Source organism: Streptomyces prunicolor (assembly GCF_045162825.1).
Lineage (GTDB): Bacteria > Actinomycetota > Actinomycetes > Streptomycetales > Streptomycetaceae > Streptomyces > Streptomyces prunicolor.
Genome location: NZ_CP108676.1, coordinates 884019 through 910768, shown reverse-complemented (window position 1 = coordinate 910768; position 26750 = coordinate 884019). Strand labels below are relative to the sequence as shown.

Sequence of the window (26750 nt, the reverse complement as noted above, 5' to 3'; positions counted from 1 at the left end):
GCGGAGTCGTCAGACCGCCGACCAGCCGTCGTCGACGGGCAGGATCACGCCGTTGATGTTGCTCGCCGCGTCCGAGGCGAGGAACACGATCGCGGCGGCCTGCTCCTCGGGCTGGGCCAGCTTGCCGATGTTGACGAAGTGCGGGCCGAGCGTCGCCGGGCCGTGGGCGGTGCGGTCGGCGTCCATGGAGATGTTGGTCGCCGTGGCGCCCGGGGCGATGGCGTTCGCGCGGATGCCCTGCTTGCGGTACATGACGGCGAGGGACCTGGTCAGGCCTACGACCCCGTGCTTGGAGGCCGTGTAGGCGGCACCCGCCGCGCTGCCCCGGAGGCCGGCCTCGGAGGCGGTGTTCACGATCGCGCCCCGGCCCGCCGTCAGCATGTGCGGCAGTACGGCCCGGGTGAGCAGGAAGGGCGCGGTCAGATTCACCCGGATGACCCGGTCCCACTCGGCGTCGGCCACGTCCGCCACTGCCGACATGCGGTCCATGATCCCCGCGTTGTTCACCAGCACGTCGACCCCGCCGAACCGCTCCACGGCGGTCGCGGCCACCTCGTCCACGACCGCCTGCTCGCTCAGGTCGCCCGTGACCGCGACGGCGGTGCCGCCCGCCTGCTCGATCTCTTTGACGACCGCCTCGGCGCCGTCGGCGTTCAGATCGGCCACCACGACCTTGGCGCCTTCCGCGGCGAAGGCCAGGGCGGCGGCACGCCCGATGCCCGAACCCGCTCCGGTGACGATGACGCTGCGTCCGTCGAGTCCACTGGTCATGAGGTGCTCCTGTTCCGTTGTGCGTTCCCCTCACCATACGACTTAATGTCTTCGAGTGACATAAAGTCGTGAGGGAGTCATGTCATGAGGGAGAATTCCGGGAGGTCACGACCGCAGCCGGAGGGGAACTGATGACCGCACCCAGCGGACGCACGGGACGACCGCCTCTCACCGAGGCACGCAAGACCGAGATCCGCCTGGAGATCGCCCGGGCCGCGGTGGAGCTGTTCGTCGCCCAGGGCGTCACGGCGACCACCGGCGAACAGATCGGCCAGGCGGTCGGCGTCTCCGCGCGCACCGTGTGGCGTTACTTCCCCAGCAAGGAGAGTTGCGTACGGCCGCTCTTCTCGGCCGGTATCGACGTGATCGCCGCCCGGCTGCGGGAGTGGCCGCCCGGCCAGGCCCTGGAGGAACTCTTCGACCAGGCCCTCGCGACCGGCGTCCTCGCCGCCACCGGCCCCGACGGCGCGACCGGCACCGCACTGGTACGCCTCACCCGCACGGAACCGGGCCTGCGCGCGATCTGGCTCCAGACCTACGACGAGGCGGAACCCGCGTTCGCCCAGGCCCTGGCCCACCGCGCGGGCCTACCGGCCGACGACCTACGACCCATGATCCAGGCGGCGATGCTCAACGCGGCACTGCGCGCGGCGGTGGAACGGTTCGCCTGGCGGCGCGCGAGCGAGGGCGGCGTGACGGATGAGGCGCCGGGGGTGGTGACGGACGTGGCGCCGGGGTCGGCGTTGGCGGCGGCCGAAGTAGCGGAGGCGTTGCGCTTGGCGCTGGTGGTTGCGGCGGGTGGGGTTTCTTAGGTGCTGTAGGGGGAGTGCGGCTTGGGGCAGGGCAGGGCAGGGCAGGGCAGGGCGCTGGAGCTGGGGCGAGTGCGTCCCGGCCCGGGGGCGTTGGCGTGCTTGGGCGGGCGGCGTCGCCGGGTGGGGGAGGGGCGGGCGGTTCGGTCTGGGGCTCGGTCCGGTGGCTGGGGCTGGGTCTGGCGGCTCGGGCCAGCGGGTTTCGCCGCAGGCGACCGGCCCAAGGCTTCTGCGGCCTGCGGCCTGCGGCCTGCGGCCTGCGGCCTGCGGCCTGCGGCCTGCGGCCTGCGGCCTGCGGCCTGCGGCCTGCGGCCTGCGGCCTGCGGCCTGCGGCCTGCGGCCTGCGGCCTGCGGCCTGCGGCCTGCGGCCTGCGGCCTGCGGCCTGCGGCCTGCGGCCTGCGGCCTGCGGCCTGCGGCCTGCGGCCTGCGGCCTGCGGCCTGCGGCCTGCGGCCTGCGGCCTGCGGCCTGCGGCCCGGCTCCCTCTCGTGTTGCTCGCCGCCAGCCGCCGCCAGCCGTTCGCCCGTCGGCTCCCGCTATGTCCCTGCCCCACACCCTCCCCTACGCCCCGCCTCACACCTTGCGATACGTGTACGCCTCCGCAGCCGCCGCCTCCACCGCGTTCAGGTCCGCTCCCGTCGACGCCGTGACGACCGCGGCCACCGCGCCCTCGACGAACGGGGCGTCCACCAGGCGCGTGCCGGCCGGGAGTTCGTCGCCTTCGGCGAGGAGGGCCTTCACGGTGAGTACGGCGCTGCCGAGATCGGTGAGGACGGCGACTCCGGCGCCGCGGTCGACGGACGCGGCCGCCGCGGCGATGAGTTCGGAACTGGTGCCGAGCCCGCCGCCCTCGGTACCGCCGGCGGCGGCGAGCGGTACCGAGGTGCCCGAGCCGGACAGTCCCCGCGCCAACTCGGCCACGGAGGCGGCGACTTCCGCACTGTGCGACACCAGCACGATGCCCACCAGCTTCTCGTCACTCACCGGTGGCCTCCGCGGTCGCGGCTTCCTGGAGTGCGGCGATCAGCAGTGACGAGGACGTGGCGCCCGGGTCCTGGTGCCCGATGCTCCGCTCGCCGAGGTAGCTCGCCCGGCCCTTGTGGGCCTGCAAGGGGGTGGTGGCCACGGCGCCCTCCTCGGCGGCGGCCCGCGCCGCGGCGAAGCCGTCCGGGAGCGCGTCGACCGCCGGGACGAGCGCGTCGATCATGGTCTTGTCGCCGGGCGCGGCACCCCCGAGGGTCATGACCGCGTCGACCCCGGTGCGCAGCGCGACGGCGAACTCCTCCTCGCTCACCTCGACCGCGTCCCCGAGCGCCTTGCCGGTACGGCGCAGCAACGTGCCGTAGAGCGGACCCGACGCGCCGCCGACCGTCGAGATGAGCGTGCGTCCGGCGAGCACGAGGACGGCGCCCGGGGTGTCCGGCGCCTCCTTCTCCAGGGTGGCGGTCACGGCGGTGAACCCGCGTTGCAGGTTCGCGCCGTGGTCGGCGTCGCCGATGGGTGAGTCGAGGTCGGTGAGCCGTCCCGCCTCGCGGGCGACGGAGGCGGCGGTCGCCGTCATCCAACGGCGGAAGAAGTCGGCGTCGAGCACGGAATCTCCTTGCGTGGTGGGTGAGTTGGCCGGAGGTGCCGCCGGGTCACATGCCCCAGCGCAGTCCCGGCGTCTTCACCGGCGCGTCCCACAGCCGCAGCAGTTCCTCGTCGATCTGGCACAGGGTGACCGAGGCACCCGCCATGTCGAGGGACGTGACGTAGTTGCCGACCAGTGTGCGGGCGACGGCGACCCCGCGCTCGGCGAGCACCCGGTGCACCTCGGCGTTGAAGCCGTAGAGCTCCAGGAGCGGGGTCGCGCCCATGCCGTTGACCAGGACCAGGACGGGGTTGCGCGGTGTCATGTCTTCGAGGATCGCGTGGACGGAGAAGTCGGCGATCTCGCCGGAGGTCATCATCGCCCGCCGCTCCCGGCCCGGCTCGCCGTGGATACCGACGCCCAACTCCAGCTCGCCCGGCGGCAGATCGAAGGTGGGGCTGCCCTTGGCCGGGGTGGTGCAGGCGCTGAGCGCGACGCCGAAGCTGCGCGAGTTCTCGTTGACCTGCCGGGCGATCGCCGCCACCCGGTCCAGTGGCTGCCCCTCGGCCGCGGCGGCACCGGCGATCTTCTCCACGAACAGCGTGGCGCCGGTTCCGCGTCGACCCGCGGTGTAGAGGCTGTCGGTGACGGCCACGTCATCATTGACCAGCACCTTGGCGGTCTGGATGCCCTCGTCCTCGGCTAGCTCGGCCGCCATGTCGAAGTTGAGGACGTCCCCCGTGTAGTTCTTCACGATGAAGAGCACCCCGGCCCCACTGTCCACGGCGGCCGCGGCCCGCACCATCTGATCGGGCACCGGCGACGTGAACACCTCACCGGGACAGGCCGCCGACAACATCCCCGGCCCGACGAACCCCCCGTGCAACGGCTCGTGCCCCGACCCGCCACCCGAAACAAGCCCGACCTGCCCGGCCACGGGCGCGTCCCGCCGTACGATCACCCGGTTCTCGACGTCCACCGTCAACTCGGGATGGGCGGCCGCCATGCCCCGCAGCGCGTCCGTGACCACGGTCTCCGCGACGTTGATCAACATCTTCATGAGTACCTCCTGGCAAGGCTGGCATATGTGCCCCTGACCTGTGTCTTTGCTGGTCAGGGAGGGGTTGTGTCGGTTGTCGATCTCGGCGGCTCGGGGCGGTCGGAAGCGGGTTCCGGCGGGGCTGATGCTGACTTAATGCCGACTTTGATGACGGGCTGTCAGGTCTCTGGAGTTGGTCGGTCGAGGGTAGGCGGGAGGGCCTCTGTGGAAAGTATCGACCTTGTGGCAGTGAAGGTCACGGGCTCGGACGCTCACAGGCGCGGCTGGCTGGCTACTTGTGAGTGCGGCGGGGTGCGGGGATGGGTGATGCGTGGCTACTCGGTGCTGTAGTGATGGGGGAGGGGCTCTGTCGTGAAACTCAAGAAGAAGCTGTTTTGAATCACCTGAGGCTTCGCGAGGAGGTCAAGGACGGTAATCGGCGTATGGCCCGGCTCGTCTGCCGCTCTTTATTTCCGCAGGTCAGATCGCGTATTTTCTCGCTGAACAAATTGTTCGGGTCGATTGCTTTCCATGTCCTGGCCTGCACTACGACGTTGACGGCATCCCGCTGCCGCGCATGCGACGGGCGCCGGGTCGTTGAAGAGGAGGAGCGGCTGTGCCCGGATCGAGAGGTATGGCGCTACCGACGGATGCGGGGTGACCCTTGTCCGCCGTTGTCCTGGATGCGTGCTGTGGCCGTGAAGTTCGGTGCATCGCGGAACAGTGCGGAGCCGATTACAGACGTGACGCAACAGTGATAGCGGCTGACACGCTTGTCCGTACCCGGGAATGAAGTCCGCCGGGAGTGCGACGAAAACTAAGGATGCGCGAAGTGGAAGCCAAGCACCGCTGACGTGGTTGAACGCGTGCTCAGGCTGCTGCTACGGTTTTTTCGGTCACAAGATCTGCGTCACCACCTTGAAGGAAGGGGATGTCCGTGCATACCCGACCGGCTTGTCTCCTTCGCTCGCCTCGGTGTGCGTCCGGTGTCCCGGTCATTCGCCACGCCTTCGGATGGAGTTAGCCGATCCATTGGGCAGCAGCCCGCAGAACGTCAAGTCCGCAACACCGTGGTGTTTCGGCGGGTGACGTCGTTAGGCGACAGGCTGTCCAGAGGATCGCAATCGCCGCCCCTTCGCGCGCCTCACGACGTTCCCCCGTGCATTGGGCACGCCGTCACCGGGACCCGCGTAATCCAGCGGATCGAGTCCTTCACATGCCCCCTGCACCGCTTGTACCGCTTCGTACGTTGAACGATGGCCATATCGTTCCCGCCATCGGTCTGGGCACCGCGCCCATGGACGACGCACAGTCAGAGGACGCCGTCCGGCACGCCCTGCGGGCCGGCTACCGCCTCATCGACACCGGCGCTGCCTACCGCAACGAGCAGGGCGTCGGCCTGGCCGTCGCCACTGCGGGAGTCCCCCGAGAGGAGATCCGTGTCCTGACCGAGCCGCCCGGACGGGACCACGGCTTCGAGGAGACTCCCGCGTCCTTCCAGCAGGGCCGCCGACGGCTGACCCTCGACTACGTCGACCTGTACCTCATCCACTGGCCCCTGCCGCTGATGGACCGCTACCCGGACTCCTGGCGGGCGATGATCAGACTCCGTGAGGGGGCGCTGGTCCGCTCGATAGGGGTGTCCGATTTCACCGCGGCACATGTCCGGCGGCTGGAGCGGGAGACCGGCGTGGCGCCCGCGCTCAACCAGGTCGAGATGCACCCCCGCGTACCCGCAGGACGATCTGCGGGCCGTGCACGCCGAGCACGGCATCCTCACCGTGGCCGACAGCCCTCTCGACCGGGGGAACGGCCTGGTCGAGGACCCGGCTGTACTGGCCGTCGCCCGCGCCCACGAGGCCGTATCGGACACGATCCCGAGACCCACGAAGAACTCCGACCGCACAGCCGACGATGCCCGGCACCCGGGCATCCCACATCCGGGCACCGACAACCGCCTCCGGCAAGACCACGCCCTTATTACCCCCACCGGTGAAGAACAAGGACCGCATACATGACCGCGCCCACCGCACACACCCCAGAGCACATCCCGGAATACACCCCGGAAGAACTCGCCGTCTTCGAACAGCAGTGGATCGACACCGTCCAGGAGGACCAGGAGCTCACCCGGTTCGGCCTCTACCCACAGGGATCGCGCGACCGCGGCAAGGGGGAGCTCCAGGGCAGCTACCAGATCTACCTGCCGCCCGCCTACGAAGACGATCCGGATGCCCGCTTCCCGGTCGTCTACTGGCTGCACGGCGGCTTCGGCAACGCCCGCCAGGGCGGCGCCGCGGTGCAGCGGATCGACGCCGCGATCCGCGTCGGCGCCATGCCGCCGACCATCGTGGTGCTGCCGCAAGCCCTGCCCATCGGTTGGTACGTCGACTCCAAGGACGGCGCGCGCCCGGTGGAGCAGACGATCGCCGGTGACCTGGTCAACCATGTCGACGCCACCTACCGGACGATCCCCGAGCCGTGGGCCAGAACGATCGAGGGCTTCTCGATGGGAGGCTTCGGCGCACTCCACATCGGTTTCAAGTACCCCAAGATCTTCGGCCGGGTGTCAGCCATCGCTCCGCCCCTGTTGAAAGACCTCTCGCTGGAGCCCGACGAGCGGGTCGCCAACACGTTCTTCGGGGATCAGGCGTACTACGACGCGGTCAGCCCCTGGACGCTGCTTCTCGCCAACTCCCCGGAGATCAGGAACCACTCGAAGGTCCGGCTGATGGTCGGCTCCCGGGACGAGCGCCTGGTCGGCGTCGTCCGTGAGATGGATGAGAGGCTCGCCACGCTCGGGGTCGAGCACGAGTACCACGTGGTGGCGGGGGCCGACCACGACTATCCCGTACTCCTCGACGGTCTCGGTGAGCGGTATGCCGCCTTCTGGCGGAAGTGATCACATGACAGCTCCCAGCCTTCCCGTTCGGACCGAGCACCGCCAGGTGACGGGAGTGGTGTCCTAGCCGGCCTCGGTCACTGTCTACAAGGGCATCCGCTACGCCGCGTCCACGGCCGGCGACAACCGCTGGCGCCCGCCGCGGCCCCTTCACCCGATCCGCGCCCGGTGCTGGTCCGGATCCACGGGGGACGCTTCCTGGTCGGGCATGGCGGTGAGCCGGAGTTCGACGGGGCGGCTCTGGCGAGCAAGAAGGGGCTCGTGGTCGTGACGCTCAACTACCGCATGGGCGTCTTCGGTTACCTCGCTCTGCTGGAACTGGGCGCGGAGTCCGGGCACGGCACCAGCATGTCACTCACCACTGAGACGGCCGACGAGATCCTCGCAGCCTGCGCCGTCCGCGCCCGGGCCATCGACAAGGCGACCGCCATCGCCGTCGTCGACGTCAACGGCTTCGGCGGTGCGACCGACCGTCGGGTGGAGGAGTCCGTGCTCCCGGCGGCACAGCCGGTACGGCAGGTCCTGAGTGCCACATGGGCTTCCGTGCGATCGGCGCTGAGGAACCTCCGCGGTACGGATCGGCGCGGAGGCCTCGGCGTTGGCGGTGTGGCCGCAGCAGGAGTTGTGCATCCGCTGCGGTGTCCTTCACCCGGGAGGTGAATACCCGGCCAACTCCTCTGCCCGGATACAGGCGACCTGGGTTCCTCCTGGCGCCGCCACGAGCGGCGGGCGTTCGCGCCGGCACGCGTCGATGACGTGGGGGCATCGCGCGGCGAAGGGGCAGCCGGAACCGGTCGGGGGCGCCGAGACATGCTCGGCGGGGGTCGCGACTGCCCGCCGGGCGGCCTGCCGGTCCGGGTCGGCGACCGGGACCGCTTGCAGCAGCGCGCGGGTGTACGGATGTCCGGGCTTGGTGCAGACGGCTTCCGCCGGACCGGATTCCATGACCGTGCCGCGGTAGAGGACGACGATACGGTCCGAGATGTGGCGCACGACGGAGACGTTGTGGGCGACGAACAGGTAGCCGAGCCGGTACTCGCGCTGGAGGTCCCGCAGGAGGTTGAGGACCTGGGCCTGGACCGACAGGTCGAGCGCGCTGACGGCCTCGTCGCAGACGACCAGGCGCGGCGAGGGCATCAGGGCCCGAGCGATCGCGATGCGCTGGCGCTGCCCGCCGGAGAACTCCCGGGGGTACCGGCGCAGTGCGTCAGGTTCCAGGCCCACCCGGGCCAGCATGTCGGCCGCCTGGTCGTGTGCGGTCTGCCCGGACGCGATCCGGTGTGCGAGCAGCGGCTCGGTCAGCGTCTGCGCGACTGTTCGGGTGGGGCTGAGGGAGCCGTAGGGGTCCTGGAAGACCACCTGCATGTCCCTGCTCAGCCGGCGCCGCTGCGACTTGCCGGCATGCGTGATGTCCTCGTCATCGAAACGTATGGTGCCCGCACGGGCCTTGGCCAGGCCGAGCACCGCGCGGGCGATCGTGGTCTTGCCCGATCCGGATTCGCCGACCAGGCCGACGGTCTCGTCGGCTCCGACGTCGAGGCTGACGTCTTCGACAGCGCATACGTGGCGCCGGCCGACGTGGTAGTCGACGCTCAGTCCTTGGACCGAGAGCAAGTTCGTTGTCATGGTGTCCTCGCCGGTTGAACCTTCTGCCAGTTGACGCATCGGACCTGGTGGAGCCCGTCGTCGTCCGGTGCTGTGCTGAGGAGCGGGATCGGTTCGCGCGTGCATTCCGGGCCGGCCAGGCTGCAGCGCGGCTCGAAGCAGCAGGCCTTGGGCCGGCGGGCCGGGGGCGGCACCATGCCCGGGATGACCGGTAGTTCACCGGTGCCGCTCCAGCGCTCCGGATTGCACTCCTGCAAGCCGAGTGTGTAGGGATGGTGCGGGTGGTGGAAGAGGCTGCGGATCGGCGCCTCCTCCACGATCTGGCCCGCGTACATGACGACGGCGCGGTCGCAGAGGTCGGCGACGACCCCCCAGTCGTGGGTGACGAGGATGACCGACATGCCTGTCTCGGCCTGCAAGGTGCGCAGCAGCGCGAGGATTTCGGCCTGCACCGTCACGTCGAGGGCGGTGGTGGGCTCGTCGGCGACAAGGATGCGGGGCCCGGTGGCCAGCGCCTGGGCGATGCAGACCCGCTGCGCCATGCCGCCGGACAGTTCGTGCGGGTAGCGGCGGTAGACGTCCGCGGGGTCCGGCAGGCGGACCTGCTCCAGCAACGTGAGGACCCTTTCGCGAGCCTCACGCCGTGACAGCTTCTCGTGTGCGCGGATCGTCTCCACCAGCTGGGAGCCGACGCGGAACGACGGATCGAGACTGGACATCGGCTCCTGGAACACCATCGCGATCTCGCTGCCGCGGACATCGGTGAGCTGGCGTTCGGTCATCGCCGCGAGATCCCGGCCGCCCGACATGACGTGCCCGGAGCTGATCCGTCCGTTTTCGGGCAGCAGGCCCAGCAGGGACAGCGAGGTGACGGACTTGCCGCAGCCGGACTCGCCGACGAGGCCGAGCACCTCACCTGGACGCAGGGTGAAGGACACCCCGTCGACCACCGTGACCGGACCTTCCGGCGTGTCGAACTCGACGGTCAGTCCCCGCACGCTCAGCGCACCCGGTTCGGTGGCGTCCAGGGAATCCGGCGCGGCGACCTCCGCCGGGCGTGTGCGCGGCGCCGCTGGGCGCCCGTTCTGCGCGGTCCCGGACCAGCGTTCCACGGCCGCGTCCCGCACCGCGTCGCCCACCAGGCCGAACGCCATGATGGTGAGCGCGATGATGCCGCCGCTCGGGACCAGCAGCCAGGGGTCCTGGTTGATGGCGTCCGAGGCTTCCCCCACCATCCCGCCCCAGCTCGGGGCCGGGGACTGGATTCCCAGGCCGAGGAACGCCAGACCGCTTTGCAGTGCCAGCGCGATCCCGGCGTACAGCGAGGTCTGCACGATGACGGGGCCGGCGATGCGGGGCAGTACGTGGCGGCTGACGATCCGAGGGTCGGTGACCCCGGACGTTCGGGCCGCCGCGACGTACAGCTCCTCGCGCACCGCGATGACCGCGCTGCGGATGACCCGGATGACTCCGGCGGAGCCGAGGATGCCGATAGTGATCATCGCCACCGTCATCGAGGAGCCGAACACCGACAGGACCGCGAGGGCCACGACGATGGTGGGCACCGAGAGCATCAGGTCCGTCACGTTGCTGACGACCCGGTCGGTCCAGCCGCCCAGGTAGCCGGCGGCCAGGCCGACGGGCAGGCTGACGACCAGCAGCACCGCAACGCATTCCAGAACACCGAGCAGGGTGTCCTGGCCGCCGTACAGCAGCCGGCTGAGCACGTCACGGCCCAGCTCGTCGGTGCCGAGCAGGTGGGCTGAGCTCGGGGTGGCCAGGACCTGGTCGAGCTTCTGCGCAAGTGGCGGATAGGGGGCGACGACTGAGGCCAGTGCGCAGGCCAGGGCGAGCAGCAGGAGATAGGCGGCGCTGATCACGCCGAGCGGTTTTCGCGCGACTCGCCGCAGGAAGGCGCCGGCGGCGAGCGCGCCCGGCCGCTCGGCATGGACGGTCTGGGTGGTCACTGGTGTCTCACTTTCGGATTGAGCAACCCGTAGAACACGTCCAGGACCAGGTTCACGATGACGACGAGAACGGTGAAGTACAGCACCGCCCCTTCGATGACCGGTATGTCGTGCTGGTTGGTCGCGTTGACGGCGAGGCTGCCGAGCCCGGGGAGCACGAAGACCGCCTCGATGAACACCGAGGCACTCAGTGCGCTGACGAACGCCAGCCCGATCACGGTGACCACGGGAATGGCGCCGTTGCGCAGCGCGTGCTTCCAGATGATGGACCGGCGCGGGATGCCGTTGGCCCGTAGCGTGCGGATGTAGTTGCTGGCCAGTGCGTCCTTCATGGAGTCCCTGGTCTGCTTCGCGATACTTGCGATGCCGACCAGTCCGAGTGCGGTGACCGGCAGACACAGTGCCCACAGCCAAGTGCCGAACGACTGCGTGGGCGAGATGTAGCCGGTGGCGGGAAAGGCGCGCAGCACGACAGCGAACACCTCGACCAGGACCAGTGCCACCCAGAATCCGGGAAGAGCCAGGCCGACGAGGGACAGTGCTTCCACGAAACGCCCGAGCACTCCGCCGTGCACGGCGCTGACCACGCCGAGCAGGATTCCGACCACCGCGGCGAACACGGTGGCCAGCAGCACCAGGGAAAGCGTGACCGGGAGCCGCTGGTTCAGCGTCGCCGAAACCGGCTGGCCGGTGAAGACGGACGTGCCGAGACTCCCGTGGACCAGGTTGTCGAGGTAGTGGCCGTACTGCGACCACAGGGGCTTGTCGAGGCCGAGTTGGTCCCGAAGCTTGTTGTAGGCCTCGGTGGACCCGCTCGCTCCGATGAGGGCGCGAGCGGTGTCACCGGGGACCAGCGATTCCAGCACGAACGTCACCGCGGTCACCATGACGAGCAGCGGGACCGACAGGGCGAGGCGCCGAGCTATCAGGGTCGGCATTACGGATGCAGCTCTACGACGTTGAGATGGGCGCCGGGCAGCTGGCTCGGGATGCCGTTGACCCCGTGGGAGAACACCACCGCGTCGATCTGGACGACGGGGACGGTGTACGCCTGCTTGACCGCGACCGCGGCGACGTCGGCCATCTGCGCGGCAAGCTGGGACTGCGAGGCCTTCGAGGCCTGGGCGAACTTGCTCAGGAACGAGGCATCGGTGGCGTGGTAGGGGTTGAGGCCCCCCTTGGCCGACCACAGCACGCCCACCTGGAGGAACATCGGCTGGCCGTTCCACGCCACGGACAGGGCGCCGGCCCGGTACATGTTGGTGGACATCGCCGGGTAGCTGGCTGATGACACCAGCTTGACCTTGACCCCGATGGCGGCCCACTGCTGGGCGATCGCCTGCACCATCTGCTTGGTCTGCGGATCGAACGACGTGTACGTCAGGGGCATGGAGAAGCCGTTCGGGTAGCCGGCCTGGGCCAGCAGCTGCTTCGCCTTGGCCGGGTCGTACGTGTAGTAGTTCGCCAGCGACGGCACGTACTCGTCGAAGCCCTTCGTTGTCGGCTGGCCAGTGGCCGAACCGAGCGCACCGTACACGGCCTTGGCGATGCCGGACCGGTCCACGGCGTAGTTCAGCGCCTGGCGGACCTGCGGGCTGGCCAGGGCCTTGGTCTTGGTCCCTTCGCGGTCGAGCAGGAAGACCCCGTTCCACTGCGTGGGACCGGTGTTGGTGACGGTCAGTCCTGCGGACTTGGCTGTCGGCATCTGTTGCGCCGAGCCGAACATCAGGTCGACCTGACCGGTCTGCAGGGCCGACAGCTCAGCGGTCTGGTCGGCGATGACCTTGATGACGACCTTCTTGTAGTGGACGCTCGACTTGTCGTAGTAGGCGGGGTTGGCGGTGAACGTGTAGTGCTCCCCGGACACCGTCGCGCCGGAGTCCAGGATGTAGGGGCCCGCGCCGGACGGCTTGCTGGTCAGCGAGCTCTTCGCTTTCAGGCCGTCCGGGCTGATGATGTCGCCCGCCAGGAAGTTCTGGGACAGCAGGAGCGGGAACTCCGGGTTCGCCGTCTTGCTGGTCAGGGTGACCGTGTCGGCTCCGGAGGCGGTGACTTTCACGCCCGCCAGGTTGCCCGTGGTCGGGCCGAAGCCGGTGGTGAAGTAGTTGATCGAGTCGGCCACGGCCTGCGCGGTGACCGGTGAGCCGTCGGAGAACTTGACGCCGCTGCGGATGGTCAGTTGGAAGCGCGTGTTGCCCTCACCGAGGTAGCGCCACGAGGAGGCCAGCCCCGGCGAATAGGTACCGTTGCCGGTTTGCTTGATCAGCGGCTCGTAAGCGAGCTGCATCGGGTACAGGCCGTTGCCGTTGTCCGCGCGCGACGGGTCGAAGCTGGCCGGCGCCGAGTTCACCGCGATGGTCAGGGTGGTCGGCTTGGCGCCGGAGGACGCTTTGGTGCCGCCCACCGCCCCGCCTCCGGAGCACGCGCTGAGGGCCATCAGGGCCATGGCGCCGACGGCAATCGGCCATACGGGCTTGCGGTTCGATCTTGGAAGCATCGTTGATTCCACTCCTTGATCATGATTTGCAGGTGCTGATGTAGCTGATGTACTAAAGGAGACCGGGGGATGGCCCAGTCAGTGGTGCCCGACGAGGTGGTCTGACCACCTCGTCAAGGCGCTTGCTCCCGGCCTCGGTCGGTCCGAGGCCGGCTGCCGCGAGCAGGGTCGGCAGCTGTGCCACCGTGCACGCGCTGGCGGAGAGCGGTTCGCGGCGCCGTCGTGTTCCGACCGGTATCTCTGGGTGAGGAAATCCGGCCCGTGCGCCTTGTCTCCCTCCGGTGGAGGGGCGTCGGCGGTGTCTAGGTATTTGCCGCCGCTGACCCGGTAGGCGTCAAGTGGCAGATGGGATTGCGTACGGTCGGCGTTCATACCGAGGGCCGTCCTGCCGAGATGATGGAGAAGGCCGACAAATCGGTCAACATGGAGATACGCCGAATCCTCGGGTGAGCACAACTCCTCAAAAGCCAGGCTTTATGATCGGCCGCGACCCGCAGCCGGGACCCGCGGATATGAGGAGAACACTGCTCGGCTGTCGCGGGTGGGCCCGAGACAGCGTTCGACCTCATCGGGTGGGCTGCAAGTCGCGGTGAACGGAGGAGTTACCCGGCGGTCGCCGCGAAAGCGTGGTGTGGAACGCGGAACCCGGTTCCTGGCAACACGGGCCCTACCCGGATCAGCAGGGTGGTGTCAGTCCGTGTCGTGCGCGAGGGAGCGGGGTGAACACGCTGCCCTGTTTCCACTTGGGCCGCTCGCACCATCCGGCCGAGTCGTCGCCCGCCGGCCTTCCGGCTCCGCAGCGGGGGCGTCCTGCCGCGTCGGCACGACCCTCGGGGCCGGGCCGTGCGCAGCGTGGGGCGTGACCTGTGACCAGCGATCCCGTCATCATGTCCCTCCCCTGCTCGGCAGCCTGCGGGGCCGTATGCCCTGCTGAGTCAGAGGGTTACGAACACGTGACGTCGCTGTCAACAGTTTCGCCTTGAGAACCTGAGGTCTCTGCTCATCCTTAGATTGCGCGGAGGGAATGTCCACGACGGGCTCAGACACTTTACCCTCGTCGAACCGGTGCCCCGTGGGGCACCACTTCTGGCGTTCGGATGCGCCATTCAAAGGGACAGCAGCCAGTCGGCTCCGGTTCAGGGCCGCGACTGGTGTCGTCCTGTCTGCCGGCACGGGGCCACGACGGCCACCGGTCCGGTTCTCCCGTCGCGGATACCTGTCGTTGACGAAAGAAATTCCGATCTTGATGAGTGAACCTCTCAACCGTCAGCCGGTTCCGACCGAGTCGGGCCTGGTTGCCGGTACCCCGGCCGAGCTGCCTGGCGTCACCGTGTTCAAGGGGATCCCCTATGCAGCGGCTCCCAGCGGTCCGCTGCGATGGCGTCCGCCGCAGCCGCCCGCGCCGTGGACAGGCGTGCGAAACGCCGCGGACTTCGGTCCGGTCTGCCCGCAGACGCCCCGCGGCCAGAAGCTCCGGATGAGCGAGGACTGCCTGTCTCTCAACGTGTGGACGGCAGCGGAACCCTCGGACCGCACTCCGGTACTGGTGTGGATTCACGGAGGCCGGTTCATCATGGGCGCGGGCTCCGAGCCCCTGTACGACGGAGCCGCGCTCGCCGGCGCCGGGCTGGTGGTCGTGACGCTCAACTACCGGCTCGGCGTACTCGGCTTCCTGGCCACCCCCGAGCTCAGCGAGGAATCCGAGCACGGAAGTTCCGGCAACTACGGCCTGCTCGACCAGATCGCCGCCCTGCGCTGGGTGCGGGACAACATCGCGGCATTCGGCGGAGACCCGGACCGCGTGACGATCGCGGGCCAGTCCGCCGGCGGTGCCTGTGTCCAGGACCTGATGTACTCGCCGCCTGCGCGGGGACTGTTCCACGGTGCCATCGCCGAAAGCGGCGCTCGCCATCCGCGCGACCCGTCACTGGCCTACCTGGCCAGTTCCTACCGCACCCGGGAGCAGGCCGAAGCCGAGGGAACCGGGTATCTCCAGGACCTCGGCGTCGCGACGCTCGAAGAACTGCGTGCCCTTCCGTTGCGGGACCTGCTGCGCGGCAATGACGCGGACCAGGCCGGAGGGGGACACCAGCCTCCGCTGTTCCGGCCGGTCCGCGACGGCTGGGTGTTCCCCCACAGCTACGCCGAAGCGCTGGCCCTCGGGACGCAGGCCGATATCCCCGTCATCACCGGAACCAACAAGGACGAGGACGGCGCCTCCCCGAAACCGCACGTCAGCCTGGCGGAGTACACCGCCTCCGCCCGCCGCCACCTCCGCGACAGCGCCGACGACTACCTCGCCCTGTACCCCGCGTCCACCGACGCGGAAGCCGGTCGGCAGTCCAGCGAAGCCGCCCGCGACCACGCGCGCACCTCCACCTGGCTCTGGGCCACCGAATGGGCCAAACACGCCCGCAGCCCGGTCTACACCTACTACTGGACGCACGTACCACCGGGGCCGGACGCGGAATCCGCAGGCGCCTACCACGGATCCGAGATCAACTACTTCCTGAACAACCTCTACGCCACCGACCGGCCATGGACGGCGGAAGACCACCGGATCGCCGAGACGGTATCCCGGTACGTCGTCAACTTCGCCGCCACCGGCGACCCCAACGGACCGGCACTGCCGCAGTGGGTGCCGGCCGATCCAGCGGCCCCGGCGACGATGGAGATCGGCGACCGCTTCGGTCCCATCCCGGCCGCGGAGCCGCCGAGGCTCGACTTGCACCGCCGGCTCATGGCGGACCAACGGGCCTGGTGAAGCCCGCTCACACGCCAACGGACGCACCTGGACGAACGCCTTCCGGCCAAGCACCGTGCCGACGATCCCCACCGGGTCGGCCATGCAGCTCGTGGTACCCGGCCGGCTGCCGCTTCACCTGAAAAGAGAAGATCCATGCAAACTCGAACCCGCTGGGCCGTCCTCGGCACCGGCTACCTCGCCCAGACCGCGATGCCGGACCTCCAACGCACCGAGAACGTCGAGGTGGTGGCGGTCGGCTCGCGAGACGCCGAGCGTGCCGCAGAATTCGCCGGCCGGTGGGGCATCCCCCGCCACTACGGGAGTTACGAAACGCTGCTCGCCGACGGCGGTTTCGATCTCGCCTACATAGCGACCCCGCCGAGCACGCACGCACCGCTCGCCCGCCTCGCGCTCGAATCCGGATTCCACACCCTGGTCGAAAAGCCCTTCACCCTGAACGCCGACGAGGCCGCCGGACTCGCGGACCTCGCTCGCGAACACGGCCGGTTCCTGATGGAAGCCATGTGGACCCGGTTCAACCCGGCGATCCGCGCGGTCGGCAAACTCATCGGCGACGGGGCGATCGGCGAGGTGGTCAGCCTGCACGCGGACTTCGGGCTGCGCCTGCCGGCCCACCACAACGCCTACAACCCCGCTCTCGGCGCCGGTGCCCTTTACGACCTGGGCTGCTACAACGTGGCCTTGGCTCACCACGTGCTCGGCCCTCCGACCCGTATTGAGTCCCGCGGCGCTCTCTCGCCCGAGGGATTCGAGCTCACCGCCGCCGCCTACCTCGGCTATCCGGACTCCCGCTTCGCCCAATTGGCCGTGAGCATGATCAGCCGGATGTCCCCAGTGGCCCGGATAGGCGGTACCGAGGGCGAGATCGTCATCGGCCCGACCTTCCTGAACCCAAGGTCATATGAACTGATCCGCGAACACCGGGAGCTGTTCAACGTCGAACTCGAAGGGGCCGGCTGGGTCCCGATGTTCCGCGAGGTGAGCGAAGCCGTACAGACCGGACTGACCGAACTCGGCACCAATCCGCTCGCGGACTCGATCGCCGTGATGCGCACCATGGACGCCATTCGCCGCTCCATAGCGGCACCCGCTCAGTGACCAGAGGAGACCACCATGCCTGTCGTAGTGATTCAGTCCGCCGAATTCGGCATCTACCTCCGCATGGATGCGCGGGAGGTCACCAGCAAGGCCGATGACGGCTCCGGGACGGTCAACTGCCAGTACCAGATCGCGCCGTGGGAGATTTTCGAGATCTCGGACGCTGACGACGACGGCGCAGTGACGATCGCCTCGGTCTCGTTCCCCGACGTCTACCTCCGCATGGATGCCCACGGCGCGCCCCCGTTCGCCTCGGACAGCTCTGGAGGCACAGTCAACTGCCAGTACGGGGTCGGCGAGTGGGCGAAGTTCCGGCTGGAGGAGCAGGCCGACGGCACGTTCCTCATCGGCTCGGCCGCGTTCCCCGGCGCCTACCTGAGAATCGACGGGCGCGGCGTGACCGAGGCCGAACCCCACGGCGGGATCGTCAGCTGCACCTACACCCCAGGCGGGTGGGAGAGGGTCCGCCTGATCCCGCAGTGATGCCCCCGTGCCGCTCGGTCCGGCAGTCCCGCCACACATACCGATACGGAGCCTTCCGGTGACCATCAGCAAGCTCGATACCAGGACCGCCCTTGTCCTCAACGACATGCAGAAGGGTGTACTCCGCCTGCCCCTTGCCCCGCAATCGAGAGACGAGGTGGTCACACGGTGTGTCAAGCTTGCCGCTGCCTTTCAGCGGCACCAACTACCGGTGATCCTCGTGGCGATCGGGGGCCCGGCTCCGGGCCGAGTCGAGCAGGACCTCGACCTGCCGGAGCCCCCTGGTCCCGACTTCGCCGAGATCATCGATGAGTTCGCCGACCAGCTGCATGACCTTGTCATCCCCACCTTCCGATGGGGCGCCTTCCACGGAACCCAGCTCGACTCGGAACTTCGGCAACGCGGCATCACGCAACTGGTGTTCGGCGGAGTTTCCACCAGCTCCGGCGTCGAGTCGAGCGCCCGGTCCGCATTCGACCTCGGCTACAACGTCAGTGTCGCCGTCGACGCGGTCTCGGATTTCGATGCCGCAGCCCACCGCAATTCGATCGGGCGGGTCTTCCCCCGGATCGCCGAGTCGGATGTCACCGACCGCATCATCGAGCTGCTCGACGACCGCGCCCGGTAGACGAAAGATCAGCGAAGCCGGAGGGAAATGGCCCCCGATGCCAGATCCCACCGAGGAAACCCGCCGGCTCACCGCGGCCGGGACGGAGTGGATCGTCCCGGCCGCCGCCCTCCGCGTGGGCTGGGTCGGACGCGCACCGGGCCCGGCGCCTCCGCTGTGCGGATGTCGCGGTCGAGGGAGGGCGACGGCTGCGAGGTCGGCCAGGCCGCGTTTTACGTGCGCCCACACGCCCTCGACGGGGTTGAGGCCGGGCGAGTAGGCGGGTGGCAGGAACACCTCAGCCATGCGCGCTCAGCGATCAACTCCCGCATGGCGTGGGAGACATGCGTGTTGAGCCAACCCGAGGCCAGCACGACCAGCGCCACGTCGATTCCTTGTCGTCACCGCTTGGGGCGCGCGGCGAAGAAGCGCCGGAAGAAATCCAGTTCGGTCGCGCTCGCGACCGCCCGGGGGCTGAACGCGTCACCGAGTTCCATGGTCAGCGGCGCACCGTCGAACCGCCGCCAAACGGGCAGGTGGCCGCCGTTGGGGTCGCCCGTCTTGAGGAAGTTCGAGATGTACGACGACACGACCCCGGCGATCGTACGGTCGTTGTGCGTCCATGGCCTTTCGGGATTCGCCGCCAGGCTGTTGAAGACGTAGTAGATCTCCGATCCGTGAAACGCCCCCCGCGCGCCGGCGTCGTGCCCGGCCGGAGCGTGCGTCCAGTAGTACGTGCGCGGCGCGGTCCCGCCGGCTCGCGACCATGCCTCCGCCCAGAGATAGGTCGATGAACGCGAGTGCGCGCGTGCCGACTCGTTCCAGCGCGTACGCGCCTCTTCGTCGCTCTGCGCGGGGAACAGTGAGAGGAACTCCTCCCTCATCTCCCCGTACACCGTGTGCGCGTGCTCAAGGTAGTGCGCCAGGGTGGTCGTCGGCAGTGGCGATGCTCCGTCTTCGTCGAGATTGCCGCCCGTGATCACCGGGATGTCGCGGTGGTGAGCTCCCGCAAGCGACTCGTCGTACGTTCGCCGGAGCACCACTTCGTCGAGCACGGGTCGGAACAACGGGGGACGATGACCACCCGGCCCCGGTTCGTCCGCGTCGTTGCCCACGAGCAGTTGCTCCACGGGCAGCTCACGCAACTCGGCCAGGGTGTTGACTCCGTGCTTGTGCATCCACTCCTCGCCCTGGCTCAGGGCGTCGTCGCGGCGCCGGTACGACGCGGCGACGAAGTCGAGGGAGGGGTCTCCCGGGTGAAGGGCACCGCTCTCCGCGATGGCGCCGTGCAGGAGGTCCTGGGACAGCGGCGAATAGACGAGGTCCATCACGCATGCGGCACCGGCGGACTGCCCGGCGACGGTTACGCGGCCGGGGTCGCCACCGAATGCGGCGATGTTGCGTCGTACCCACCGCAGGGCCGCGATCTGATCGAGCAAGCCGTAGTTGCCCACGGTGCCCGCAGCGGCGCCGCCTCCCGCGATCGACTCGTCCAGGAGCTCGCCGGTCGCGAGGAAGCCGAAGACTCCACTGCGGTAGTTGAGGGTGACGACGACCACGCCGGTCGACGCGAGCGCCGTACCATCGAAGGTCGGGTCGCTTCCGTGTCCGGAGATGAACCTACCGCCGTAGATCCACACCAGGACGGGCCGCCGTTCGTCGTCGACCCCCGAGGTCCATACGTTCACGGCGAGGCAGTCCTCGCTCATCGGGAGCGTCCCGGGCCCCCCGTTCTGAGGGCAGACCGGGCCGAATCGGACCGCGTCCCGCACGCCCGACCAGGGCGTGGCCGGTTGCGGTGGGCGCCATCGATTCTCACCGGCGGTGCTCGCGGCGTAAGGGATGCCGCGGAAGACCGTGACACCCGGCTGTGCGGTGGAGGCGCCTCGTACGGCTCCGAGGTCGGTTACCGCGATGGGCGCGGTCGACTTCGCTGTCTGATGCACAGCTGCTGCTCCATGGTCGTTCGGTCCACGTGGATCTGTCCGGCCGGGTTCGTGCGCCGCGCTCAGGCGGCGCCGCCCGCGAGCACCTGACGGCGGATGGCGTCGATGCTCTCCATGACGGCAACCGTGTCTTCGAGGGGGTTCTCGGCCGCCTCCGGGTGTCCGCCGGAGACGGCGCGGGTCACCGCCCGGAACATCGGGGTGTATCCGGCCCCCTCCGGCTGGATCGTGACGGTCTCGCGGTCGTCGCCGATCGCGAGCTCGTAGGTCCACGGGTTCACGAAGCCCGGGAGGGTGATGGCACCGGCGGTACCACCGATCACCGCGTGCTGGGGAAGCCAGCTGGTCATCGAGCAGGAGAGCTGTGCGAACCGGCCCTCCGAGTACTCCATGGTCGCGGCACAGGATGTGTCGAAGCCGTCCGCGGACGTCCCCGACGCGCTGATCCGGATCGGCGCACCGCCCAGGAAGTGATGGGTGAGCGCGACGTTGTAGATGCCGAGATCCAGAAGCGCTCCTCCGCCCAGCTCGGCGCGCCACGCGTTGTGGGCGGCATCCAGGTTGCGACCGAAGTTGGTCGTGACGGTGCGGACGTCACCGATCACGCCGTTCGCGACGTGTTCCGTAGCGGCTTTGACGACCGCGTTGAAGCGCGTCCACGTCGCTTCCATGAGGAAGGCGTTCCGCGACCGGGCGAGCGCGACCAGTTCCCTGGCTTCCTGCGCGTCGAGCGTGAACGGCTTCTCGACGAGAACGGACTTGCCGGCCAGGAGAGCCGCCCGCGCGAGGGGGAAGTGCGTACTCACCGGTGTTCCCACGTAGACGACGTCGATGTCCGGATCCGCGAAGAGTGCATCCGGGTCGTCGAACGCCCTGGGAATGGACCATTTCTGAGCGAACGCGGCAGCCCTGCCCGCGTCACGCGAGCACACCGCGGTGACGGCGAGGCCCTCGGTCGCGATCATGTCGGGCAACACCGTGTTGGCGATGTATCCGGTACCGACGACACCCCAGCGCATGACGTCGTTCCTGGGCGGTGTGGAGTTCAACCTTCGTTCCTTCTGTGTGGGTGTCCCGGGGGGTCCCTCGATACTCGCGGGGGCGACTCAGCGTGAGGCGGCCGAGAGCGCGTCGAGTTCCTCCGGGGTGAGATCGAGCGTTGCCGCCTCGACGAGTCCTGCGACCTGTTCCGGTGTCCGGGCGCCGGCCACGGGGGCTGTCACGGTCGGTTGGGCTATGAGCCACGCCAGTGCGACGGTGGACTGCGTGACGTGATGGTTCGAGGCCGCGGTGTCGAGCGCTTCCAGGACGCGGTCGCCGCGCTCGCCGAGGTAGCGGGCCGCGAACTCGCTGTGCTTCTCCGCCTGGGCGGCGTTCCTCACGACGCCGGCCAGAAATCCCGACGCGAGTGCCCAGTACGGCATGACGGCGAGTCCCTGCTTGGCGGCCACCGCCCCGAGTTCGCCTTCGTAGGCACGTTCAACGAGGTTGTAGTGGGGTTGGATCGCCACGGGGGCGTGAAGATGCTCCTCCTGAGCGATCCGCAGCCACTCCTCGACTCGCTCGGCACGGAAGTTCGACACCCCGATGCTCACGATCTTCCCCGCGTCCACGAGGGACGAGAACGTCCCGGCGACGTCCGCGAGAGGAACGCTCTCGTCGTCGTAGTGGGCGTAGTAGACGTCGATGCGATCTCTGCCGAGGCGCCTGAGTGAGGCGTCGACGGCGGCGAGGATGTTCTCGCGCCGCAGGCCGGGCAGTTGCGAGTGCTTGCCGACCTTCGTCGCGATCACGAATTCGTCGTGGGCCGCTCGGGATGTCAGCCAGGCGCCGATGACGCTCTCGGATGCCCCGTCACCGTAGCCGTCGGCGGTGTCGAGGAAGTTCCCCCCGGCGCTGCGGTAGGCGTCCAGAACCTCGAACGCCTGCTGTCGGTCCGCCGATCGCCCGAAGGGTGTACCGCCGAGGTTGACGGGAAACACCTCCAGCCCGGTCGAGGCGATCGCTCTGCGTATGGGCGCCATGCGTGTGTGCTCCTTCTTCCTTTTGTGGGCCTTGTGCGTCTTGTGCGTCACGCCACGGACATCGGGTCATCGGCGTCGACACTCGACAACGCGGCCCGGGCCACCGCCACGTTGTCATCGGGAGCCGCGCCGCCGACGCCGAGACCGCCGACCACGACGCCGTCGAACCGGATGGGCAGGCCGCCGCGCATGTTGGTCTCCTCGTTGCCCGCGGCGAGCGCGAGAACGATGGCGTCGTGGTCGCTCATCCAGCCACTCGGCCGGTCGTCCGCGCACGCCGTTTTCGCCGCCCGTCGGCTCGAACCCGCGTTGAGAGGGTTCGCACCGTCCGCGCGGCAGAACGCGACGACCTGCAAGCTCGGATCGACCACCGTCGCCACCAGGCGCAGCCCGCGCCGCGAGCCCTCGGCGATCACGTTCGTGACGATCTGAAGTGCGGCCTGATGGGAAATCAGGACCGGCTGGTAGGTATTGGACACTATGAGCTCCTTCTTCTTTGGTCTTGGCCGAAGTCAGTCGAACGCGGCGAAATCTGTCTCGAAACCGAGTTCGTCGAGCACCGCGTCGCCGATGGCCTGGTCCTCGTCTCCGCGAGCGCCGGACACCCCGAAGGCACCCAGCAGACGGTCGTCCCGCTTGATCACGAACCCTCCGGGGCCCGTCATGATCGGATAGGGGCTGAGCGACGACAACCGCGCGAGTGTGTCGGGGGTGAGGTGTGCCCATTGCTCCAGAAGGAGGGTCGGACGCTCCATGATCGCCGCCGTGTACGCCTTCGAGGTGGCGAGTTGCAGGACGAGGTCTCGAACGCCGTCCGCGCGGCGTGCCATGACGACCCGGCCTTCGAGATCGACGACGACGGCCGCGACCGGCTTTCCGATTCGGGCCGACTGCTTCACGCAGGCGCCGATGACCTGCTCGGCGATTGCGATGTTCATTCCTTGCGCACCTCTCATGGGGCGGCTTGTTCGTTGGGCGATGCTCCGGGCCGGGTGGCGGGACGTCCCGCCACCCGGCCCGGAGGCGCTCAGTTGCGCTCCGCCGCGAACCGGTCGAGCGCTTCGGCGATGACCTCGTGATCGAGGGCGTCCTCCTCGCCCGAGGCGGAGATGGTCGCCGTCAGCACACCGTCGACGAAGATGGGGATGCTGCCGCCGGCGACGACGTACTCCTCCGGGAGTTCACTGCCGAAGCTCGGATCGGCGTCGCGCTTGAGTCGTGCGAGCAGCGAACTGTGGCCGAACTTGTTGACCGTCAGGATCTTCCGCCGGATGACGTCGGCGTTGAACTGCCCGGTGGTACCGAGTTGCGCCCGGTACGCCAGTTCGTCTCCGATGTGGACGTCGACGCAGAGGTTCACGCCCCATTCGAGGATGATGCCGACGGTGATCTCTCCCAGCCGGGTGGCGTCGTCGCGAACGAACCGGGGGAAGTCGCGATCGGGTTCCTTCTGGATCTCTTCGAGGGTGTAGGTGGGATTGGGACGGGACATACGTGTCTCCTGCGGTAGGGAAGGTGTGCTGTCGGTGTGCGTGCCGACGAGGATGGTCGGTGATCGCCGGGTCTACCCTCTGGCCCTCGACAGCAGAAGAGGGGCCCCGGCCGGGCGTGCGACGGGCCTGGCACGCGTGAGCTGCGGGATCCACAGGAGCCCGAGGACCGCCGTGACCGCGCCGCAGGCCGCCATGACCACCATCAGCGCGGTCGGGCCGTTGGCGGCGAGAGCCGGTACGAACACGCCGTATCCGGCGATGGCGAACCGGCCGATGCCGTAGGTCAGGCCCTGCGAGGTGCTGCGGATCTCGGTCGGGAAGATCTCCTGGGTCCACACGCGGAACAGGCCTTCTCCCGCCCATGCGAAGCCGACCCCGGTCGCGCAGAGCATCACGACGACCGACCAGAGGCTGAATCCGGCTGCGATGGGAACGAGGGATCCCACGACGGTGAGCGCGGTGCCGAGGATGAACAGCACCCGCCTCGCTGCGGTGCGATCGACGAGCCGCTGGAATGCGACGCCCGCCGCGATGAGCAGCAGTGTCGTCCCGACGGACACGATCGTCGCGGTGAGCACCGTCGACTTCGAGATCGTCGTGATCAGGTAGGTGCTGTACTGCCCGGTGATGTTGCCGGACACGGAGGAGAAGACGTAGAACACGGTGATCGCGATGAGCGCGCTTCCGTAGGGTTTCCTGAGCAGCAGCCGGAGATCCCGCTTCCTCCGCGCCCGCGCATCGACGGTCACATTGGCCTGCTCCCAGGCCGGCGACTCCTTCATCTCCCGGCGCAGGAACCACACGATCAGCGAGACGACCATGGGGTGGACGAAGAGCAGGCGAGCGCCGAGACCGCCCATGTCCGACACGCCGATACCGATGAACTGGGTGAGGACCACGCCCGAGAAGAGGAACACCTGGCTCATGGCGACGGCCGATCCGCGACGGCCCGCACTCGCCTCCTCGAACACCAGGGCGACAGAGGCGGGTATGTCGGCTCCGAGTGCGAGCCCGGTGATCACGAAGCCGACGACCAGCACCGCCGGGTTCGGCGCGATGATGATGACGAGCATCGCCATTGCGCAGATCAGGAGATCGGCCGAATAGACCGCCCGCCGGCCGAACACGTCCCCGAGCCGGCCTCCGACGATCGCACCGACCGCGAACGCCAACTGGAATCCGGAGACGAGTACGCCGATCATCCAGGGGCTCAGGTGGAAGACCGAGTTGAACAGAACGATCGAGACGCCGACGCTGACCGACGTCGTGCCGTCGAGGTACGACGCCATTGCGCCGAGTATGGTTGCGCGTTTTGAGTAGCGCGCTGACTCTGTATCTGTCACTTGTCCGAGGCCTTTGCTGTACCGCGTTGTACGCCTAGATCGGAAAAGGGGTCGCATCATTCTTTGACAAGCACATGCGGCTCCATATGCGCGACGACACAATACTGACAGTGCGCGTTGAGACACTTGGAGCCACAATGAGCGGCCCTGTGTGTTCAATCGCATGTGAATGTACGTCGTCGCGCGTGTAATCCCCCGGGTTGGGGTGATGAATCATCGCCCACGCAAGTGAGAAAATATCGGCGGCAATCTACTGGCCGTCGACGTGATGCTCTGACCTGTGTCTTCGGTCGCGCACGGATGCGCGCCATCGCGTGGGTAACCCGCGGGTATGCATGAAAGCTGTCGCGCCACAAACCATTGCCGCATCAGCGGCATTCCCATGGCTGACTGCGCGACGCCCAGACGCAGCTGTATTTGCCCGCTCCTGACTAAGTGGGGCACAACTGCGCGGCGAAGGGTTCTACGCGGCAGGCAGGCGCGGCCTCTGATTCAGCACAGAGCTGCTGCTCGCAACCATTCTCCGCCTCCTTACGATATGACAGCCAGATTAAGTCAACGTTTACTCGAAGGCAATAGCCTCCTGTGAGCAGTTCGAGCCTGTCGTCGGTGGTACCTGTTTTGCCCGGATGAGCGAACAGGTGCAGCACGCTTGCGAGTTGCACCTGCGGATCGAGGCCGGGCACGGTAAGTCGATCGCCACGTGGTAGCCGCTTTCACGAAGCGCGCCGCGGTGTGCCGACTACGGCTTCACGGGGGTCGCCTGAAAGGCGATCACCTGGATGCCGTCGTGCCGCTCCGCCCATACCGCGGTACACCGGCTCTCCGACACCACGGGCTCGGCGTCGATCACGATGCGCGCCGAGAGCCGGTACACGACGACAGCCGTGGCTGCTTGCAGTGTGACCGACTGATCGGAGACCGACAGGTCCTCATACCGAAAGAGGCCGTCGCCGAGACTCGCCAGATAGGACTCACCTGTGTCGAGCCTGCCCGTCGTGTGAACGTAGGAGCACTGCGGGCTGATGAGCTCACGCAGACAGGCGACGTCGTTGGCCAGCATGGCCTGGATGCGGGTTCTCTCCAGCGTGCGTACCGAGTCGGCCGTGATGGTCATTGGGGCTGTTCCTTTCCCACGCGGGTCGTGGCATGCGGGCGGACGAGATCGCGGCCCCGGGTTCGTCGGCGCTACGAAGCGGCATCAGGCCGCGGGCGTGCAGCGGCACAGCTGATGAGAGGAGAGAGGGGAGCCGATCACGGCTCAGAAATCAGGAAGGCAGGCCGTACGCCTGCGGTGGGTGCGTCCGAACGCCAGCGCCAGTTGGAGCCCGCGCACCACAGCGAGGACGGTAGTACGCCTGGGACGAAACCGTCCCGTCGTTGCGTACAACCTTAGATTGCGGTCGATCGAAGGCCGAACTCGTTCACCCGCTGGACACGGAGGCCGAAGCTGACCAAGCTGAGGTCTCACAGACCCGCGGCCCTCGTCGGCCGCCGCAGCGACAGGGAGGCATCGTGGAATCGGAATCGCCGATCTCATTGCGTGCCGGCTCCCGTGCTGCCGTCTGGGCCCACCATTCCGGAGTGGTCAACGTCGGCACCGTGGGCGATGACTCGGCCGGATGGTGCGAGCGTCCCAAGAAGAAATGACTCCGCGTCCCCGCTGCCGCAGGCAGAGCGGGGTTTTCGGAGCATGCCGTCATGGCCTTACGGTCCAGGTAAGGCCAGCGCCAGTCAGCGGGCTCCGTTCCACGTAAGAGGTAGGCAGGGCCGCGTCGGCGGTACCGCCTGAGGCCGCCTTGTGCCGCCCCCACGGCCGCATTCGAATGGCCA

At 68.4% G+C, this 26750-nt stretch carries 23 protein-coding genes and 2 pseudogenes; 8 read left to right on the top strand and 17 right to left on the bottom strand.

Translation table 11 applies throughout. From position 1 onward, the window contains the following. Nucleotides 1–9: 9 nt before the first annotated feature. Nucleotides 10–771: an SDR family NAD(P)-dependent oxidoreductase gene (locus OG588_RS04125; protein ID WP_405946051.1), complete on the bottom strand. Its 762-nt coding sequence runs from the start codon at nucleotides 769–771 to the stop codon at nucleotides 10–12. Nucleotides 772–902: 131 nt separating this feature from the next. On the opposite strand from OG588_RS04125, the gene OG588_RS04120 reads away from it, so the two are divergent. Then, entirely contained in the window at nucleotides 903–1583 is a 681-nt protein-coding gene (locus OG588_RS04120) for a TetR/AcrR family transcriptional regulator (protein WP_405946050.1), read from the top strand. 569 nt (nucleotides 1584–2152) lie between these two features. Here the strand turns inward: OG588_RS04120 and OG588_RS04115 are convergent. Genes OG588_RS04115 through dhaK form a run of 3 tightly spaced genes read right to left on the bottom strand, consistent with a single transcriptional unit; the run spans nucleotide 2153 to nucleotide 4209 of the window. Further along, nucleotides 2153–2563 carry a PTS fructose transporter subunit IIA gene (locus tag OG588_RS04115; protein WP_317775044.1) on the bottom strand — a complete coding sequence of 137 codons (411 nt, stop codon included), beginning with the start codon at nucleotides 2561–2563 and terminating at the stop codon, nucleotides 2153–2155. Continuing rightward, a complete protein-coding gene (gene dhaL / locus OG588_RS04110) occupies nucleotides 2556–3170 on the bottom strand; it encodes a dihydroxyacetone kinase subunit DhaL (protein ID WP_405946049.1) in 615 nt (204 codons plus the stop codon). Before dhaL ends, OG588_RS04115 begins: the two co-directional genes overlap by 8 nt. A gap of 46 nt (nucleotides 3171–3216) precedes the next feature. Next, nucleotides 3217–4209, bottom strand: coding sequence for a dihydroxyacetone kinase subunit DhaK (gene dhaK, locus OG588_RS04105; protein ID WP_019057942.1), 993 nt, complete (start codon nucleotides 4207–4209; stop codon nucleotides 3217–3219). A gap of 1195 nt (nucleotides 4210–5404) precedes the next feature. Between dhaK and OG588_RS04100 the strand changes: the two are divergent. The 3 genes and pseudogenes from OG588_RS04100 to OG588_RS04090 form a co-directional block, all read left to right on the top strand. Further along, a pseudogene (locus OG588_RS04100) lies at nucleotides 5405–6044 on the top strand (aldo/keto reductase); the annotation flags it as partial. Nucleotides 6045–6202: 158 nt separating this feature from the next. Next, nucleotides 6203–7087 (top strand): alpha/beta hydrolase-fold protein, encoded by an 885-nt coding sequence (locus tag OG588_RS04095; protein ID WP_366094490.1) that lies wholly within the window; start codon nucleotides 6203–6205, stop codon nucleotides 7085–7087. A 129-nt stretch (nucleotides 7088–7216) separates the two neighbouring features. Next, on the top strand, nucleotides 7217–7747 hold the full coding sequence (locus tag OG588_RS04090; RefSeq protein ID WP_405953047.1) for a carboxylesterase family protein: 531 nt from the start codon (nucleotides 7217–7219) through the stop codon (nucleotides 7745–7747). Here OG588_RS04090 and OG588_RS04085 read toward each other — a convergent pair. The 4 genes from OG588_RS04085 to OG588_RS04070 are packed head-to-tail and all read right to left on the bottom strand — an operon-like array spanning nucleotide 7733 to nucleotide 13156. After that, nucleotides 7733–8713, bottom strand: coding sequence for an oligopeptide/dipeptide ABC transporter ATP-binding protein (locus OG588_RS04085; RefSeq protein WP_366094493.1), 981 nt, complete (start codon nucleotides 8711–8713; stop codon nucleotides 7733–7735). The genes OG588_RS04090 and OG588_RS04085 overlap by 15 nt on opposite strands. Beyond that, nucleotides 8710–10659, bottom strand: a complete 1950-nt coding sequence (locus OG588_RS04080) for a dipeptide/oligopeptide/nickel ABC transporter permease/ATP-binding protein (protein ID WP_366094494.1) — start codon at nucleotides 10657–10659, stop codon at nucleotides 8710–8712. Before OG588_RS04080 ends, OG588_RS04085 begins: the two co-directional genes overlap by 4 nt. Beyond that, nucleotides 10656–11597 (bottom strand): ABC transporter permease, encoded by a 942-nt coding sequence (locus tag OG588_RS04075; RefSeq protein ID WP_329352280.1) that lies wholly within the window; start codon nucleotides 11595–11597, stop codon nucleotides 10656–10658. The genes OG588_RS04080 and OG588_RS04075 overlap by 4 nt, the downstream gene beginning before the upstream one ends. Further along, nucleotides 11597–13156, bottom strand: coding sequence for an ABC transporter substrate-binding protein (locus OG588_RS04070; protein ID WP_405946048.1), 1560 nt, complete (start codon nucleotides 13154–13156; stop codon nucleotides 11597–11599). Before OG588_RS04070 ends, OG588_RS04075 begins: the two co-directional genes overlap by 1 nt. 1246 nt (nucleotides 13157–14402) lie before the next feature. Between OG588_RS04070 and OG588_RS04065 the strand changes: the two genes are divergently transcribed. The 4 genes from OG588_RS04065 (at nucleotide 14403) to OG588_RS04050 (ending at nucleotide 18132) form a co-directional block, all read left to right on the top strand. Further along, nucleotides 14403–15920, top strand: a complete 1518-nt coding sequence (locus tag OG588_RS04065) for a carboxylesterase/lipase family protein (RefSeq protein WP_405946047.1) — start codon at nucleotides 14403–14405, stop codon at nucleotides 15918–15920. Nucleotides 15921–16055: 135 nt separating this feature from the next. Beyond that, nucleotides 16056–17021 (top strand): Gfo/Idh/MocA family oxidoreductase, encoded by a 966-nt coding sequence (locus OG588_RS04060; protein WP_329352283.1) that lies wholly within the window; start codon nucleotides 16056–16058, stop codon nucleotides 17019–17021. Nucleotides 17022–17036: 15 nt separating this feature from the next. Beyond that, nucleotides 17037–17504 (top strand): hypothetical protein, encoded by a 468-nt coding sequence (locus OG588_RS04055; RefSeq protein ID WP_329352284.1) that lies wholly within the window; start codon nucleotides 17037–17039, stop codon nucleotides 17502–17504. Between the two features lie 58 nt (nucleotides 17505–17562). Then, entirely contained in the window at nucleotides 17563–18132 is a 570-nt protein-coding gene (locus tag OG588_RS04050; protein ID WP_405946046.1) for an isochorismatase family protein, read from the top strand. A 171-nt stretch (nucleotides 18133–18303) separates the two neighbouring features. On the opposite strand, the pseudogene OG588_RS04045 reads toward OG588_RS04050, so the two are convergent. The 9 genes and pseudogenes from OG588_RS04045 to OG588_RS04005 form a co-directional block, all read right to left on the bottom strand. Continuing rightward, nucleotides 18304–18476, bottom strand: a pseudogene (locus OG588_RS04045) (transposase); the annotation flags it as partial. 36 nt (nucleotides 18477–18512) lie between these two features. Next, nucleotides 18513–20057: a carboxylesterase/lipase family protein gene (locus OG588_RS04040; RefSeq protein ID WP_405946045.1), complete on the bottom strand. Its 1545-nt coding sequence runs from the start codon at nucleotides 20055–20057 to the stop codon at nucleotides 18513–18515. Between the two features lie 62 nt (nucleotides 20058–20119). Continuing rightward, nucleotides 20120–21106, bottom strand: a complete 987-nt coding sequence (locus tag OG588_RS04035; protein ID WP_405946044.1) for a Gfo/Idh/MocA family protein — start codon at nucleotides 21104–21106, stop codon at nucleotides 20120–20122. A 57-nt stretch (nucleotides 21107–21163) separates the two neighbouring features. Beyond that, nucleotides 21164–22081 (bottom strand): aldo/keto reductase, encoded by a 918-nt coding sequence (locus OG588_RS04030; protein WP_405946043.1) that lies wholly within the window; start codon nucleotides 22079–22081, stop codon nucleotides 21164–21166. A gap of 47 nt (nucleotides 22082–22128) precedes the next feature. Next, entirely contained in the window at nucleotides 22129–22560 is a 432-nt protein-coding gene (locus OG588_RS04025) for a heme-binding protein (RefSeq protein WP_405946042.1), read from the bottom strand. A gap of 33 nt (nucleotides 22561–22593) precedes the next feature. Continuing rightward, on the bottom strand, nucleotides 22594–23019 hold the full coding sequence (locus OG588_RS04020; RefSeq protein ID WP_405946041.1) for a heme-binding protein: 426 nt from the start codon (nucleotides 23017–23019) through the stop codon (nucleotides 22594–22596). A gap of 89 nt (nucleotides 23020–23108) precedes the next feature. Beyond that, nucleotides 23109–23573: a heme-binding protein gene (locus tag OG588_RS04015; protein ID WP_329257923.1), complete on the bottom strand. Its 465-nt coding sequence runs from the start codon at nucleotides 23571–23573 to the stop codon at nucleotides 23109–23111. Between the two features lie 72 nt (nucleotides 23574–23645). After that, nucleotides 23646–24863 (bottom strand): MFS transporter, encoded by a 1218-nt coding sequence (locus OG588_RS04010; RefSeq protein ID WP_405946040.1) that lies wholly within the window; start codon nucleotides 24861–24863, stop codon nucleotides 23646–23648. 796 nt (nucleotides 24864–25659) lie between these two features. Next, nucleotides 25660–26034 (bottom strand): nuclear transport factor 2 family protein, encoded by a 375-nt coding sequence (locus OG588_RS04005; protein WP_405946039.1) that lies wholly within the window; start codon nucleotides 26032–26034, stop codon nucleotides 25660–25662. Between the last annotated feature and the right edge of the window lie 716 nt (nucleotides 26035–26750).

Excerpts from the sequence above, each read along its gene's own strand:
- OG588_RS04125 (WP_405946051.1), bottom strand. The coding sequence starts at position 771 with ATGACCAGTGGACTCGACGGACGCAGCGTCATCGTCACCGGAGCGGGT.
- OG588_RS04120 (WP_405946050.1), top strand. The coding sequence starts at position 903 with ATGACCGCACCCAGCGGACGCACGGGACGACCGCCTCTCACCGAGGCA.
- dhaK (WP_019057942.1), bottom strand. The coding sequence starts at position 4,209 with ATGAAGATGTTGATCAACGTCGCGGAGACCGTGGTCACGGACGCGCTG.
- OG588_RS04095 (WP_366094490.1), top strand. The coding sequence starts at position 6,203 with ATGACCGCGCCCACCGCACACACCCCAGAGCACATCCCGGAATACACC.
- OG588_RS04085 (WP_366094493.1), bottom strand. The coding sequence starts at position 8,713 with ATGACAACGAACTTGCTCTCGGTCCAAGGACTGAGCGTCGACTACCAC.
- OG588_RS04075 (WP_329352280.1), bottom strand. The coding sequence starts at position 11,597 with ATGCCGACCCTGATAGCTCGGCGCCTCGCCCTGTCGGTCCCGCTGCTC.
- OG588_RS04070 (WP_405946048.1), bottom strand. The coding sequence starts at position 13,156 with ATGCTTCCAAGATCGAACCGCAAGCCCGTATGGCCGATTGCCGTCGGC.
- OG588_RS04065 (WP_405946047.1), top strand. The coding sequence starts at position 14,403 with ATGAGTGAACCTCTCAACCGTCAGCCGGTTCCGACCGAGTCGGGCCTG.
- OG588_RS04060 (WP_329352283.1), top strand. The coding sequence starts at position 16,056 with ATGCAAACTCGAACCCGCTGGGCCGTCCTCGGCACCGGCTACCTCGCC.
- OG588_RS04055 (WP_329352284.1), top strand. The coding sequence starts at position 17,037 with ATGCCTGTCGTAGTGATTCAGTCCGCCGAATTCGGCATCTACCTCCGC.
- OG588_RS04030 (WP_405946043.1), bottom strand. The coding sequence starts at position 22,081 with ATGGCGCCCATACGCAGAGCGATCGCCTCGACCGGGCTGGAGGTGTTT.
- OG588_RS04020 (WP_405946041.1), bottom strand. The coding sequence starts at position 23,019 with ATGAACATCGCAATCGCCGAGCAGGTCATCGGCGCCTGCGTGAAGCAG.
- OG588_RS04015 (WP_329257923.1), bottom strand. The coding sequence starts at position 23,573 with ATGTCCCGTCCCAATCCCACCTACACCCTCGAAGAGATCCAGAAGGAA.
- OG588_RS04010 (WP_405946040.1), bottom strand. The coding sequence starts at position 24,863 with ATGGCGTCGTACCTCGACGGCACGACGTCGGTCAGCGTCGGCGTCTCG.
- OG588_RS04005 (WP_405946039.1), bottom strand. The coding sequence starts at position 26,034 with ATGACCATCACGGCCGACTCGGTACGCACGCTGGAGAGAACCCGCATC.